The organism is Sinomonas cellulolyticus (assembly GCF_014656475.1).
GTDB classification, from domain to species: Bacteria; Actinomycetota; Actinomycetes; order Actinomycetales; family Micrococcaceae; genus Sinomonas; species Sinomonas cellulolyticus.
Genome location: NZ_BNCM01000005.1, coordinates 277,579 through 292,070, shown reverse-complemented (window position 1 = coordinate 292,070; position 14,492 = coordinate 277,579). Strand labels below are relative to the sequence as shown.

Genomic DNA, 14,492 nt, shown 5'->3' with positions numbered 1-14,492 from the left:
GCACGAGGATCGGACGCAGCTGCGACGGAAGGACACGACCGTGGACGTCACCGAGGTCATTCTGAACGACCACCACGAGCAGCGCCGCATGTTCGGCATCCTCGAAGAGGTCTCCCCGGACAACACCGAGGCGCTCGGATCCGTGTGGAAGCGGCTGCGCATCCTGCTGGAGGTGCACGCAGCCGCGGAGGAGAAGCTCTTCTACCCGCGGCTGCTGAAGCTGCAGCAGGACCGCATTGCCGAGGAGTCGCCCGACGAGGAGACCGAGGACGCAATCCATGACCACAACGAGATCCGGGACGCCATCGTCGGGGTCGAGGGCCACCCGGTGGGCTCGGTCGAATGGCTGCGGGCCGTTGAGGAGGTCAACAAGGTCAACGGCGACCATATGGCCGAAGAGGAGCGCCAGGGGCTGACCGACTTCCGGCGGCACGTGAGCCTCGAGGAGCGGCACACCATGGCCGTGGCCTTCGCGGCGTTCGAGGCCGAGCACGCCGGCGGCATCGAGGCACACGACAGGGACCCGAAGCAGTACGTGCGCGAGAACGAGTGACCTAGCCGCCCTGCAGGCTAGCCGTCCTGGGGGTGGGAGACGCGGTCCGCGCGCTCCGCCTCGAGCGCCTCCGTGAGCCGGGCCACCTGCTCCGCGAGGGCCTGCACCCTCGCCTCGAGGGTCGTGTCCAGCGCCTCGACCTCGGCCTCCACCTCCTCGACGTCCTCCTCGACCTCGGCGACGACCTCGGCCGCCGTCCGCGTCGTGACCGTCTCGACGAGCCACGCGGCAATCGACGCGGTGACCACACCGAGGACGGCGATGCCCGAGACCATCAGGCCCGCGGCGACGAGGCGGCCCACCACGGTCACGGGGTAGTGGTCGCCGTAGCCGACCGTCGTGATGGTCTCGAGCGCCCACCAGATGGCGTCGCCGAAGCTGCGGATGTTGGCGCCGGGGATGTTCTGCTCGACGTCCTCCACGGTGAGCGCGCCGCAGTACGCGAGCGTCGTCGCGGCCGCGATGACGTAGAGGAGCAGCCGCCCGCGCAGCGCGTTGCCCGCCTTGTTGTGCATGACGCGCAGGAACGTGATCACGCGGAACGGCCGCAGTGCGGGCAGGGCGAGGATCGCGAGCTCGTGAAGGTTGTGCACGAACCAGCGGCCGCGGCGGGGAGCGAGCCACAGCTGGCCGACGTAGTCCACCACGAACACGGACCAGGAGACCCACAGGATGTACTCGGCCCAGTCGGTGTCGCCGGGGGGAAGGTTCCCGATCACCTGCACCGAGTAGGCCGCCAGGAACACGAGGGCGGCCACGAGCGTGGGCCACTCCGTCAGCCGCCGCCACCGTTCCTGGCTCATGCTGGAAGGGTACCGCCCGGCGTAGCGCCGCGGCGGGGAGGGGGAGCGGCAAGGAGCGCCCGACCAGCCCCGCCCACGCCGCGGGCCCTCGGGATCAGCCGAACGACTTCGCCGTCGCGTAGCCCTTCCCGTTGTACTTCTGGACCAGGACCTTGGAGATGGCCGGCTGGCCGTCCACCGTGGTGTCCACGTCCGTGCCCTGGAGCATGAGCGGGGCCGCGTAGCTCTTGATGTTCCGCAGCGCCTTCATGAAGGAGTCCCTGGTGGGCTCGGTCATGTGCTGGAACGCCTGGTCGAGGGTGGCTCCCGCGATGTAGCTCCACATGCAGTGCGGGAAGGCCGGCATGTCCTGGTAGTTGCCGTACTGCTTGAGGTCCGAGAGGAACTTCACCACGTCGTCGTCCTTGGCGAACTCCGGGCTCTGCGGCGCCTTGGAGAAGGAGACGGAGTACACGCCGGGGTACGCTTCGGCCTTCCCGGGGGCGAGGATCGCCGTGGGGCTGGAGGTGTTGGAGGGCAGGAACCAGCTGGGCTTCCAGCCGATCTGCTGCGCCTTCTGCAGGGAGGCAATGGTCAGAGGAGTGATCGACATGGCGTTGAAGAAGATGTCTGCGCCGGTTGCGGCGAGCTGGGTGATCTGCGCGTCCACGGAGGTGTCCGTGGCCTCGTAGGTCTGCTCGCCGACCACCGTGATGTTCGAGGCGCCCTTGATCGCGTCCTTGAAGCCGGCGACGTAGCCCTTGCCGTAGTCGTCGTTCTGCGACAGGATCGCGACTTTGTGCTGCCCGCTCGAGGAGGCGACGAGCTTGCCGAACGCCTGGCCCTCGTTCTGGTAGATCGGCACGAGGCCGAGCTGCCAGGGGCTCTGCTTCTGGTCGCTGAAGAGCGGATCGCCGGTCATGACGAGGACCTGCGGCACCTTCTGGCTGATCGCGGCCTCGCGGAAGGCGCGGTTGGTCGGGGTGCCGAGGCCGATGCCCTCGGCGAACACCCCGTCCGAGACCATCTGCTGGAAGTTCGAGAGGGACTTCTGCGGGTCATACGCGTCGTCGTACGTCTTGATCTCGACCTTGCGAGTCTTGCCGTCGCCGAACTTGATGCCGCCCTCGGCGTTCTTCGCGCCGAAGTAGGCCTTCGCGCCGGCCACCGTGCAGGTGCCGGGTCCGGCAGTGGCGCCGCTGAGCGGCGTCGTGATCCCGAGGGTGATGGTGGTGTCCGTGATGCCCGGCGACGCGGCGGCCGTGCCTTCGCCGCCTCCGGCGCTGCCGCGGCAGCCGGTCAGCGAGAGGGCGAGGACGGACGCCATGGCAACCGCGCCGAGGAGCCCCCGGGTCCCTTTCGAAACGTTCATGATCGATTCTGCCTCTCTGATTCCTGGGGTGCTTCGGTGGGGGGTGCGTGGTCCTGCGGAGCCTCGTGGGCTGCGCCGCTCGGGGCTGGGTGGCCTCCGGTGCCGGCCCGGCCAGAGCCTCTCCTGCCGAGCCGGCGGACCACCCGCGGCAGGCTCACGAGCCCGTCGGGGAGGAGGAACAGCACGGCGAGGAGGATGACGCCCTGGCTGACCGTAGTGAAGTTCTGGTCGATCGCGTTGGTCCACTGCGGCACGAGGATGTAGTAGGCGCCGCCGATCAGGGATCCGACGATGCTCCCGGCCCCGCCGATCACCATCGCTGCGAGGAGGCTGATCGAGTGGCCGAAGCTGAGCGTCTCGGGGGAGGTGTACTGGATGGCCGCGAGGTACAGGAATCCGCTCGCCCCGCCGTAGATGGAGGCGATGGTGAAGGCGAGCACCTTGGTCCAGTAGGGGGAGATGCCCATGGACGAGGCGACGGCCTCGTTGGCCTTCACGACGGCGAAGGCGCGCCCGTACTTGCCGCGCACGAGCTTGCGCGCCAGGAGGAACGCACCCGCGGCCACGATGAGGATGATGTAGTACTGCCACTGGTCGTTGAACAGCCCGGACCAGTCGGGGGCGTTGGAGAAGATGGCCGAGGTGCCCTGGGAGCCGCCGGTGAACGCGTCGAGGCGCTTGGCCAGTGGCACGCCGACGATCGGCAGGGCGATCGTGACCATCGCGATCGCGAGGCCGCCGAGGCGGGCCGCGGCGAGCGCCACGAGGAGCCCGACGGCTCCCGCGATGAGGCACGCGGCGACGAAGGAGACCACGATGTTCCAGCCGTGGTTCACGCCGTAGGCGGTGACGTACGCGCCCAGGCCCACGAAGAAGATCTGCCCGAGGTTGACCTGCCCGGTGTAGCCCATCACGATGTTCAGCCCGAGGACCGCCACGGCGTAGACGCCGATGCGCACGAGCGTCTGGTTGGCGATCGCGGGCAGGAACAGGGGTGCCGCGAGGAGCACGACGGCGACGAGCACCACGGCGGCGATGCGGACCCAGCGCCGGGCTGGCGCAGGAGCGTGGCCCTTGGGGGAGCGGCGGGGTGAGGTGGAGAGGGTGGCCATCAGACGCGCACCACGACCTTCCGCCCGAACAGGCCTTGGGGACGGATGACGAGGATCACGAAGATCAGGACGAACGGCACGGCGATCTTCAGGTCGTGCCCGATGAACGGCACGTACACGGAGACGAGATTCTCGAGGACGCCGATGGCCCAGGCCGCGGCGACGGCTCCGAGGGGACTGTCGAGGCCGCCGAGGATCACGGCGGCCAGGGCGTAGACGAGCGCGGAGTCGAGCATGCCCGGGGTCAGCGTCAGCTGGGGCGCCACGAGGGCACCGGCGATCGCGCCGAGCGCCGCCGCGAGTCCCCACCCGACCATGAGCAGCCGGCCCACCGGAAGCCCCGAGAGGGCAGCGGAGCCAGGATTGTCGGCCACGGCGCGCAGGGCGAGGCCGAGCTTGGTGCGCAGGAACAGCAGCTGGAGCAGGACCATGATGACCACGATCGTCACGGTTGTGGCCAGCGACCGCACACTCACCACGGCGCCGAGCACGTTCACGCTCGTGAGCGGGAACAGCGAGGGGAACTGGAGGTTGTTGTAGCCCCACGAGACGGCCGCGATGCCGGTGACGAGCGTGAGCAGGCCGATGGTCACGACCACGGCCGTATCCGGATCGCCGCGCTCGAACCGGCGGATGAGGAACCGTTCCACGAGCGCGCCGATGGCGAAGGAGAGCACGACGGCGATCAGCACCGCGAGCACGAGCGGCACCCCGGCCTGCGCGAACGCATAGGCGAGGTACGCCGAGAGCACCGCGAGGCCGCCCTGGGCGAAGTTGATGAGGCCCGTCGCCTGGTTGACGAGCACGATCGCGAGGGCGAGCGCGGCGTAGATCGAGCCTGTTGAGAGCCCGTCCACGACGAGCTGGATCACGGTCTCCATGCGTCTCAGCCCCCCAGGTAGGCTCGGCGGATCTCGTCCATGCCCTTGAGCTCGGCGGAGGTGCCGGTCAGGACGTTGCGCCCCGTCTCCAGCACGGTGGCCGTGTCGACGAGGGTGAAGGCGAGGTTGGCGTTCTGCTCGACCACGAGCATCGCGATGCCGGACTCGACCCGCAGCCGGCGGATGGCCTCGTACACGGTCTTCGCCGTCCCGGGCGCGAGCCCGAGGGACGCCTCGTCGAGGAGGAGCAGGCTCGGCTTGGCCATGAACGCCCGCCCCACGGCGAGCATCTGCTGCTCCCCGCCGGAGAGGGCTGCGGCGCGGGAGCCGATGCGGTTCCGCAGCTGCGGGAACAGGTCGAGGCAGTAGTCGATGTCCGCAGCCAGCTTCCTGCGGTCCCTGCGCAGGTACGCCCCGACCCTGAGGTTCTCGCGCACCGTGAGCTGGCCGAGCGTGCCGCGGCCCTCGGGGACGTGGGCGATTCCGAGGGCTGCCACCCGGTCCGGCCGCAGGCCCCGGATGTCCCGGCCGGCGAAGCGGATGCGGCCGCCGGTGCGCACGGTGCCGCTGACGGCCCGCAGCGTGGTGGTCTTGCCCGCCCCGTTGGCGCCGAGGATCCCCACCGCACCGCCCTCGGGCACGCTCAGGGAGACCCCGTCCAGCACCTGGACGGGGCCGTAGGAGGCCGTGACGCCGTCGAGCTCAAGCAGCGTCATCCGTAGCGTCCTTCCCGAGGTAGGCCTCGATCACGCGCGGATCGGACTGTGCCTGCGCCGCCGTGCCCTCCATGAGCTTGCGCCCATGGTCCAGCACGACGACCTTGTCGGTGAGCGCGGAGATGAGCCCCATGTGGTGCTCGACGATGACGATCGTGATGTCCTGCTCCTCGCGCACCTTCCTGACGGTGTCGATGAGCTGGGTGACCTCGGCGTGGGACACGCCCGCGGCCGGCTCGTCGAGCAGCAGGAGGGAGGGCTTGGACAGCAGTGCCCGCCACAGCTCGATCCCCTTGTGCAGACCGTGGGAGAGCTCGTCGGCGGGGAGGTCGGCCGCCCAGCCGAGCCCCGCGGCGTCGAGCATCGCCCGGGCCTCGGCGCGGATGCTTCGCTCTGCCCGTGCGGTGCGGGGGAGTCCGAGCGCCCATTCGACGGGGCCGCCGGGGAGGCGGATGTGGCCGCCGAGCAGCACGTTCTCGAGGACGGTGGCGCGCAGCTGGAGCGCGGGGTGCTGGAACGTCCTGGCGAGGCCGAGGTGGGCGAGGTGCGACGGCGCGCGGCCCACCACCTCCGAGCCGTCGATCGTGATGGAGCCCGAGCTGGGCCGGTAGTGGCCGCTGATGCAGTTGAAGAGGGAGGTCTTGCCGGCGCCGTTCGGGCCGACGAGCCCGAAGATGACCCCGGGTTCCACGTCGAAGCTCACGCCTTCGAGGACCTTGACGCCGCCGAAGTGCAGGCTGATGTCGCTGAGGCTCAGGCGTGCGCCCATCCAGCACCTCCCATGTCACCGTCGCCATGGCCGCAGCGGCCCGAGGTGGCCGCTTGAGATGAAGCTACGGAGGGGGGTAGAAATTGTCAACGATTTTGGATGAGGAATGGTCCAGAATAGGCACCGAGGACATCAACACCAGGGAAAGGCGAGTGGTCACATGCCGGCTGCAGCCCCGGCCGTGGAGGCACGCGTCACCGACCTCATCCGCGAGGCGATCGTCCGCGGGGACTACGCACCCAACCAGCGCCTCATCGAGGCGGACCTGAGCGAGTCGTTCTCCGCCAGCCGCGCCACGGTCCGGACCGCCCTGCTCGAGCTGGCCAGCGAGGGCCTCGTGGAACGCCTGCCGAACAAGGGCTCCCGGGTCCGTGCCATCTCCCTCGATGAGGCCATCGAGATCCTCGAGGTGCGGATCGGCCTCGAGGGCCTGTGCGCGGCGAAGACCGCCGAGGGCCTCACGGACGCCGAGGCCGCGGAGTTCGAGGGCCTGCGCGCGGCGATGCTGGCGGCTGTCGACGAGGGCGACCTCGTCGAGTACGCGAGGCTCCACCAGCGCCTCGACGCCCGGGTCCGCGAGCTCAGCCGCCACGCCACCGCCGCGGGCGTCCTCGCACGGCTCTATGCGCAGAGCATCCGGTACCACTTCAAGCTCGCGTCCAAGCCGGCGCGCGCCAAGGTCTCCCTCCTCGAGCACGTGGCCATCGTGGACGCGATCCTCGCCCGGGACCCGGACGCCGCGGAGCGCGCCGTGCGCGCCCATCTCCTGAGCGTCATCGACGCCCTCCGCGACCTGGCCGCGTGAGGTGCTCCGCGCCGTCGTGCGCGGCCGGTGGCCCAGTCAGCGCAGCCGGGGCCTGCTCAGCGCAGCCGGGGCCCCGCTCAGCCCAGCCGGCCCTGCTCAGTCCAGCCGGCCCCGCTCAGCCCTGGGCCGTGCGCCAGCCGCCGTGGTACTCCTTGCGGGCCGTGACCGCATAGGGCGCCGGGCTGACGATCGCCCGGACCCGCAGCTGCTCGTGCGGCTCCACGGTCGTCTTCAGGGAGCCGCCGTCCGGCTCGCCCCACACCACGTGGACCTCGGTGCCGATCTCGACATCCGGATCCACGGTGGCGAGCGAGAGCCCGCGCCGCTCGTTCGCGGTGACGCCCGTGAAGAGCGAGAGGCCCGCGGGCGACCCGTCGGGGCCGAGCACCGAATCGTAGTTCGAGGAGCCGTAGTTGGCGTTCGGCAGGTCGAAGAACTGGTACCCCGGGCCCTCGCGGTCCAGGAAGGACGCCCAGATCGAGGCGAGGTCCGCATCGTTCCACGCGAGCGTGACCTTGCGGCGCTGCGCGGAGGTGTCGAGCCGTTCGAGCGCGTCGCGGCCGATGAAGTCGTGGTCGAACTTCACGAACGAGCCGTATCCGAGCTCCCACGGATTGAGGTAGTAGTCCTCGATGCTGTCGGCGACGAACGAGCCCGCGAGGGCGTTGATGGCCTCGTAGCCCGTGGCCGGGAGCCACTCGCGGTAGGCGCGCTCGGCGTCCCCGGTGTAGATGGCCGGCAGCGGCGAGGGGATCCAGCCGGACTCGAGGGTGTTCGAGGAGTAGGCCCGCGAGCCGCACGGCTCGATCCCGAACTCGGCCCCCGCGGAGAGCACGGCATCGCGAACGGCTCCGTGCTGGTCGTACGGGCCCCAGATCTCCAGCCCGGGGGCGCCGGCCATGCCGTGGCGGAGCGTGCGGACCGGCTGCCCCGCGATCTCGAGGTGGCCCATGTGGAAGAACCTGACCTTCTCCACCGTGCCGCCCGCGAGCTTCTCGATGACCTGCCACGCGTTGGGCCCCTGGACCTGGAACCGATAGTACTTGCGCGTTACGGCCTGCCCGTAGGGGCGCGAGGGCGAGCGGTCGTCGTAGACGTACTCGACGTCGTACCCGCCGGTCTCGGCGTGGAACTGGAGCCAGTTGGCCACCGGGTTCCGGCCGACGAACACATACTCGTCCTCGGCCTCGTGGAACAGGATCCCGTCCCCGATCACGCCGCCGTTGGAGGCGACGGGGACGAACTGCTTCGCGGTGTCCACGGGGAAGTCGGCGAAGCTGTTGATGCCCGTGTCAGAGAGCAGGCGCAGGGCATCAGGGCCCTTGAGGAAGAAGTTGACCATGTGGTGGGTCTGGTCATACAGCACGGCCGTCTCGCGCCAGGCCTTCTGCTCGCGCCGCCAGTTGGTGAACTCCGCCGGGACCACGGGGTAGATGTAGGTGCCGAGCTGGGAGTTGCGCAGGAGCTCGACGGTTGCCCGGGGCGTGCCGCCCGCGGCGTCCAGCACGTCTTGGAGGTTCTTCGCGGCCATGGCGGCCTCCTTCATGAGGGGTTCACGACGGGATTGGTGACAATAATGTATTGGATGCCTTGACCGCAGGCTAGGGGAGTGGTTGTCTGGCCACAGGAGGCGATCCTGCTATGACCGAATCACTTGCTGACGCCCTGAGCCGGGCCGGCGGTCCCGTCGAACTGCTCCGGAACCAGGACTGGCCGGCCTTCACGTTCCCGGTGGCCCCCGAGTTCACCAACTGGCGCGACGAGCAGCGCGCCTGGAACACGACCGTGGCCCTCATGGACCAGTCGCACCACATGACCCAGCTGTTCCTCGGCGGCGCAGACCTGATCGGGCTGCTCGCATCCATCTCGCCGAACACGTTCGCGACGTTCCGCCCGGGAGTCGCGAAGCAGCTCATCGCCGTCAACCGGGACGGCTACCTCATCGGGGACGGCATCCTCTTCTACCACGCGCCCGCGGCAGAGGACCCCGAGGGCCTCGTGCTCATCGGCCACCACATCCTCATCGACTGGGTCCGCTTCAACATCGAGAAGGCGCAGGCCGCCGGCGAGGACGTCTCGGCGCGGCTCGAACCCAACTCCCACATGCGCCAGGGCCCGCCCACGTTCTACCGCTACGAGCTCCAGGGCCCCCGGGCGGACGAGGTCATGGAGAAGGTGTTCGGCGGCCCGGCCCCGGACCTCAAGTTCTTTCACATCGGCAGCGTCGAGATCGCGGGACGGCCCGTCAGGGCGCTCCGCCACGGCATGGCCGGCCAGCCCGGGTTCGAGTTCTACGGCCCCTGGGAGGACAACGAGGCCGTGCTCAACGCGCTCATGGAGGCCGGGGAGGAATTCGGCATCCGCCGCGTCGGCGCGAAGGCCTACTCGGCCTCCCCGCTCGAGTCCGGCTGGGTGCCCACGCCGTTCCCAGCGATCTTCGACGACGACTTCGCCGAGTACCGCGAGTGGCTTCGCGCGGCTCGGGCCGGCTCGATCGGCGGCTCCCTCTACTCCGAGGATGTCCACGACTACTACATGACCCCCTACGACATAGGCCTCGGTAGGTCCGTCCGGTTCGACCACGAGTTCCACGGCCGCGCCGCCCTCGAGCAGCACGCGGAGAACCAGCGCCGCCGCAAGGCCACGCTGCTGTGGAACGCCGAGGACGTCGCCGCCGTCGTGCGCTCGCAGATGGAGCCGGGAACGCCGGGGAAGTACCTCGACTTCCCCAAGGCCAGGTACGGGCTGTTCCAGATGGACGAGGTGCTCCGGGACGGGAAGCGGGTGGGCATCTCGACAGACGCGGGCTACGTGGCCTTCGACCAGCTCTACATGTCCCTCGCGACACTGGACGCGGACGTGCCGGACGGCGCCGAGGTCGAGGTGGTGTGGGGCGAGAACCCGGTCTCGCGCAAGGCGTCCGTCGACGCCGAGCACCGCCAGATGCGCATCCGCGCCACGGTCGCACCCGCCCCGTACCACGAGTTCGCCCGGACCGTGTACCGGGCCGACGGCTAGCGCCGGGACCAAGGATGGCGCCATGACCGACTTCACCTCGTTCGATGTGGCCCATATGGGCAACGTCGAGCTGCTGACCCCGACGTTCGAGAAGAGCCTGTGGTTCTTCCAGGACCTGCTCGCCATGCGGATCGTGGCCGAGACGGGCGCCGCCGGGAAGCGCTCCGTCTACCTGCGCACGTGGGACGAGTACCAGCTCTACACCCTCAAGCTCACCGCGTCCGACGACGCGGGCGTGGGCCGCACGACGTTCCGCACCTCGAGCGCCGAGGCGCTCGAGCGGAGGGTCGCGGCGATCGAGGAGATGGGCCTGGGCGTCGGGTGGGAGGACGGGGAGGTCGGCACCGGCCGGACCTACGCGTTCCGCGATCCCGACGGGCACGACATGGGGATCTACTACGAGACCGAGCGGTACCAGGCCACGGACGACAGGCCCGCGCTGAAGAACCAGGCCTCGGCCTTCCCCGGCCGAGGCGTGAACGCGCGGCGCCTCGACCACATCAACTACCTCGCGAAGGACGTCGTGGCCAACGGCGAATTCGTGGCGAAGGCGCTGGCCGGGCGCGAGTCAGAGCGCATCAGGCTCGACGACGGCGGCTACGCGGCCTGGTGGTTCCACTTCAACAACAAGTCCTACGACATCGTCTACTCCGACGACTGGCTCAAGCACGGCAACCGCCTGCACCACGTCGCCTTCGCCCCGGACACCCGCGAGGACATCCTCAAAGCCGCGGACATCTTCCTCGAGAACGGGATCCACATCGAGTCCGGACCGCACAAGCACGCGATCAACCAGACCTTCTTCCTCTATGTCTGGGAGCCGGGCGGGAACCGGATCGAGCTCGCCAACGCGGGCGCGAGGCTCCTGCTCGACCCCGACTCGCCCGTGGTCGAGTGGAGCCAGGAGGAGCGCCGGAAGGGCCAGGCCTGGGGGATGAAGACCATCGAGACGTTCCACACCCACGGCACACCCATCGTGAGGCAGTAAGAACCGTCCAACAGGAACAGGTCAGCAAGGAGCCAGGAGGCAGGCCATGACCGAGACACTCAACACCAAGGCACCCGTCACGACGGGGCTGTACATCGGCGGACGCGAGCGCCAGACGGACGCGACGCTCGAGGTGGCGGATCCCGGGAAGCCGGGCACCGTCGTCGGGCACGCCGCCGCCGCGAGCCAGGCCGACGTCGAAGACGCGATCGCCGCAGCGAAGGCCGCGTACCCCGCGTGGAGCGCCCTGAGCCCGCAGGAGCGCGCCGCGCAGATGGCCTCGGCGATCGCCGGGATCGCCGAGGCCCGCGACGAGGACGCGGCGATCCTCTCCCAGGAGAACGGCAAGATCCGGATGGAGGCGTGGGTCGACTCGCTCGTGTTCGAGATCCGGTGGAACCTCGCCCTCGCCCTCGCCGACGAGGTGGATGCGGGCAAGGTGCTCGACCCCGCACCCGGCATCCCGGTCACGACGACGGTCGGGTACCAGCCGCTCGGCGTGGTCACCGTCATCGTGCCGTTCAACTGGCCGATCGCCATCCTCGGCGCCTCCCTTCCACACGCCCTGCTCGCCGGCAACACCGCCATCGTGAAGCCGCCGCCCACCACGCCCCTGGCCACGACGCGCGTCGTCCAGCGCGTGGCGGAGAAGCTGCCGCCCGGCGTCCTGAACGTCGTGACCGGCAAGGACGCGGACATGTCCGCGCTCATCACGAGCCCGGACATCGCGAAGGTGTGCTTCACGGGGAGCGTGGCCGGCGGGAAGCGCATCATGCAGATGGCCTCGGGCTCGCTCACGCGGGTGACGCTCGAGCTGGGAGGCAACGATCCCGCCGTCGTGCTCGAGGACGCCACGCTCGACGACGCGGAGCTCGACCGCCTCTACGCGGCGGTGTTCGACACGATCGGCCAGATCTGCATGAATGCCAAGCGGATCTACGTGCACCGTTCGCGGATGGACGATGTCGTCGCAGGCCTCGCCGCGCGGCTCGAGCGGGCCGTGATCGGCTACGGGCTCGACGAGGGCGCCACGATGGGACCCCTCCACTCGCCCGTGCAGAAGGCGTTCGTCGCCGAGCTCATCGAGGAGGCCAAGGCCTCCGGCGCCGAGGTCCGGGAGTTCGGGGAGCTGCCGTCGGATCCCGAGCTGGCAGGGGGCAACTTCCTCCGCCCGGCGATCGTGATCGACCCCGATCCCTCGCTGCGGGTCGTGACGCACGAGCAGTTCGGGCCGGTCATCCCCGTCCTGCCGTTCGACACCGAGGAGGAGGCCGTTGCGGCAGCGAACGACACGTGGGCGGGGCTCTGCGGCTCCGTCTGGTCCGCCGACCCGGAGCATGCGAACCGGATCGGGCGCCAGCTCGAGTGCGGCTATGTCTGGGTCAACGACCACGGGGCCACCCGGCTCGACCTGCGCGCGCCGTTCGGCGGCATGAAGCAGTCCGGGTTCGGCCGCGAGCAGGGGATCGAGGGCGTCCGGGCGTTCCAGGACACGCGCTCCATCGCCCACCTCGACCCGGACGCGCTCGCCGCGGGCTGAACCGGCCGCCGTTGTGGGCGCGGTGCGGCAAGGGAAGCACCGCGCCCACAACATACCTATGGACATTCCCTATCGACATAGGTAAATTCATCAGGGGGCGCAGTGAGGCGCCTCACAGAAGGAGAGACGGACATGGCCCGCAGTGCATCCACGGCGAATCGCGCCGCATCCCTCGAACTCATGGAGGACTTCTCCCTCGAGATGACCGGCAAGGACGTCCCAGGCCTCCTCGAGGCCAAGGACCGCATCCCCGCCGGGACGAGGATCAACGTCACCTTCCTCGGCAATGAGGACCTCGAGATGCGCGTCGCGGCCGCCAAGGCCGCGCTGGAGAACGGATTCGTCCCCGTCCCGCACGTCTCCGCCCGCCGCCTGAAGTCCCAGGGCCAGCTCGAGGAGTTCCTCGGCCGGCTGCAGGAGATCGGCGCGTCCGAGCGGATCTTCGTGATCGGCGGCGACCCCGTGACGCCCGAGGGCCCCTACCAGGACTCCCACGCCGTGATCGCGAGCGGCGTCCTGCAGAACTTCGGCGTGCGGGAGGTGGGCGTCGGCGGCTACCCCGAGGGCCACCCGGACATCACCCACGACCTGCTCGAGGGCGCCCTCCTCGACAAGGCGGCGGCGCTGCGGGACCAGGGCCTCAAGATGTTCGTAATCACCCAGTTCGCCTTCGACACGGACCCGGTGACGGCATGGATCGACGCCGCGCGCGCCAACGGCATCGACGCGATGATCCGCGTGGGCACGCCCGGCCCCGCGGGAATCAAGCGGCTGCTGAACTTCGCGCGCCGCTTCGGCGTAGGCGCCAACGCCATGATCGTGAAGAAGTACGGCTTCTCGCTCACCAACCTGATGGGCGACGCCGGTCCCGACCGCTTCGTGGACGACCTCGCCGCCGCGCTCGCCTCGCCCCGGAGCGCCGGGCCCGCAGGCGGGGACGCCCTCGCAGGGCCAGCGGCCGGAGAGGGCATCGCCGGCCGGGTCGGCCTGCACTTCTACACGTTCGGCGGCCTCGCGGCCACGGCCGACTGGGCCCGCGCCTTCGTCGCCGAGCGGAGCTGACGCGCAGATGGCGGTGCACACGGAGGCGTGGAAGGACCAGGCCTGCCTGATCGTGCACGGGCCGGACAGGCCCGGCATCGTCGCCGCCGTCGCGGGCCTCGTCACCCGCAACGGGGGCAACATCCTCACCTTGGACCAGTACTCCTCCGACCCGGTGGGCGGTGACTTCTTCCAGCGCGTCGAGTTCGTCCGGCCGGACCTCGCCGCGGCGCTGCCCGAGATCGAGGAGGATCTGGCCCGCACGCTCGGGCCGATGGGGATGGAGTTCACCCTCACCGACCGGTCCGTGCCCAAGCGGATGGCCATCATGGTCTCCACCTCGGACCACTGCCTCCTCGAGCTCCTGTGGCGCCACCGCCGCGGCGAGCTGCCGGTGACCATCCCCATGGTGATCTCGAACCACACGAATACGGCGGAGGACGTCCGCTCGTTCGGCGTCCCGTTCTTCCATGTCCCGTCCTCGGGACCGGACAAGTCGGCCGCGGAGGCCGAGATCCTCAGGCTGCTGCACGGCAACGTCGACTTCGTGGTCCTCGCCCGCTACATGCAGATCATCTCGTCCGACTTCCTCGACCGCATCGGCGTCCCGCTCATCAACATCCACCATTCCTTCCTGCCGGCCTTCATCGGCGCCGCGCCGTACCGCAAGGCCAAGGAGCGTGGAGTGAAGCTCATCGGCGCCACAGCGCACTACGTGACCAAGGACCTCGACGAGGGCCCCATCATCGAGCAGGACGTGGCCCGTGCGACCCACGCCCACACGGCTGCCGATTTGGCGGCCCGAGGGGCCTACGTGGAGCGGGCCGTGCTCTCGCGCGCCGTCCAGTGGCACGCCGAGGACCGGGTCATCCGGCACGGCAACCACACCATCGTCTTCTAGATCCCATCCATCCC

At 69.7% G+C, this 14,492-nt stretch carries 14 protein-coding genes; 7 read left to right on the top strand and 7 right to left on the bottom strand.

Features of this window, described 5'->3' with window-relative positions; all coding sequences use genetic code 11:
- Positions 1-40: 40 nt before the first annotated feature.
- Positions 41-553 (top strand): hemerythrin domain-containing protein, encoded by a 513-nt coding sequence (locus tag IE231_RS08765; RefSeq protein ID WP_189693554.1) that lies wholly within the window; start codon positions 41-43, stop codon positions 551-553.
- Between the two features lie 17 nt (positions 554-570).
- Here the strand turns inward: IE231_RS08765 and IE231_RS08760 are convergent, their stop codons facing one another.
- The 6 genes from IE231_RS08760 to IE231_RS08735 all read right to left on the bottom strand — a co-directional run bounded on the left by IE231_RS08760 (position 571) and on the right by IE231_RS08735 (position 6,185).
- On the bottom strand, positions 571-1,356 hold the full coding sequence (locus tag IE231_RS08760; RefSeq protein ID WP_189693553.1) for a potassium channel family protein: 786 nt from the start codon (positions 1,354-1,356) through the stop codon (positions 571-573).
- Between the two features lie 94 nt (positions 1,357-1,450).
- Positions 1,451-2,707: an ABC transporter substrate-binding protein gene (locus IE231_RS08755; protein WP_189693552.1), complete on the bottom strand. Its 1,257-nt coding sequence runs from the start codon at positions 2,705-2,707 to the stop codon at positions 1,451-1,453.
- Positions 2,704-3,819, bottom strand: a complete 1,116-nt coding sequence (locus tag IE231_RS08750; RefSeq protein WP_189693551.1) for a branched-chain amino acid ABC transporter permease — start codon at positions 3,817-3,819, stop codon at positions 2,704-2,706. The genes IE231_RS08755 and IE231_RS08750 overlap by 4 nt, the downstream gene beginning before the upstream one ends.
- Entirely contained in the window at positions 3,819-4,700 is an 882-nt protein-coding gene (locus IE231_RS08745) for a branched-chain amino acid ABC transporter permease (protein ID WP_189693550.1), read from the bottom strand. The genes IE231_RS08750 and IE231_RS08745 overlap by 1 nt, the downstream gene beginning before the upstream one ends.
- Positions 4,701-4,705: 5 nt before the next feature.
- Positions 4,706-5,416, bottom strand: coding sequence for an ABC transporter ATP-binding protein (locus IE231_RS08740; protein WP_189693549.1), 711 nt, complete (start codon positions 5,414-5,416; stop codon positions 4,706-4,708).
- Positions 5,403-6,185, bottom strand: a complete 783-nt coding sequence (locus IE231_RS08735) for an ABC transporter ATP-binding protein (protein WP_189693548.1) — start codon at positions 6,183-6,185, stop codon at positions 5,403-5,405. The genes IE231_RS08740 and IE231_RS08735 overlap by 14 nt, the downstream gene beginning before the upstream one ends.
- A gap of 160 nt (positions 6,186-6,345) precedes the next feature.
- Between IE231_RS08735 and IE231_RS08730 the strand changes: the two genes are divergently transcribed.
- The gene (locus IE231_RS08730; protein WP_189693547.1) at positions 6,346-6,990 is read left to right on the top strand and encodes a GntR family transcriptional regulator; all 645 of its coding nucleotides are present in this window, start codon (positions 6,346-6,348) and stop codon (positions 6,988-6,990) included.
- A 115-nt stretch (positions 6,991-7,105) separates the two neighbouring features.
- On the opposite strand, the gene ligM is transcribed toward IE231_RS08730, so the two are convergent.
- Positions 7,106-8,521, bottom strand: coding sequence for a vanillate/3-O-methylgallate O-demethylase (gene ligM / locus IE231_RS08725; protein ID WP_189693546.1), 1,416 nt, complete (start codon positions 8,519-8,521; stop codon positions 7,106-7,108).
- Between the two features lie 110 nt (positions 8,522-8,631).
- Here ligM and IE231_RS08720 point away from each other — a divergent pair, with 110 nt between their 5' ends.
- From IE231_RS08720 to purU, 5 genes are all read left to right on the top strand, one after another.
- The gene (locus IE231_RS08720; protein WP_189693545.1) at positions 8,632-10,008 is read left to right on the top strand and encodes an aminomethyl transferase family protein; all 1,377 of its coding nucleotides are present in this window, start codon (positions 8,632-8,634) and stop codon (positions 10,006-10,008) included.
- A 22-nt stretch (positions 10,009-10,030) separates the two neighbouring features.
- On the top strand, positions 10,031-10,996 hold the full coding sequence (locus tag IE231_RS08715) for a VOC family protein (protein WP_189693544.1): 966 nt from the start codon (positions 10,031-10,033) through the stop codon (positions 10,994-10,996).
- A 46-nt stretch (positions 10,997-11,042) separates the two neighbouring features.
- A complete protein-coding gene (locus tag IE231_RS08710) occupies positions 11,043-12,536 on the top strand; it encodes an aldehyde dehydrogenase family protein (RefSeq protein ID WP_189693543.1) in 1,494 nt (497 codons plus the stop codon).
- A gap of 132 nt (positions 12,537-12,668) precedes the next feature.
- On the top strand, positions 12,669-13,598 hold the full coding sequence (locus IE231_RS08705) for a methylenetetrahydrofolate reductase (protein ID WP_189693542.1): 930 nt from the start codon (positions 12,669-12,671) through the stop codon (positions 13,596-13,598).
- Positions 13,599-13,605: 7 nt separating this feature from the next.
- On the top strand, positions 13,606-14,478 hold the full coding sequence (gene purU, locus IE231_RS08700) for a formyltetrahydrofolate deformylase (RefSeq protein ID WP_189693541.1): 873 nt from the start codon (positions 13,606-13,608) through the stop codon (positions 14,476-14,478).
- Positions 14,479-14,492 lie beyond the last annotated feature (14 nt).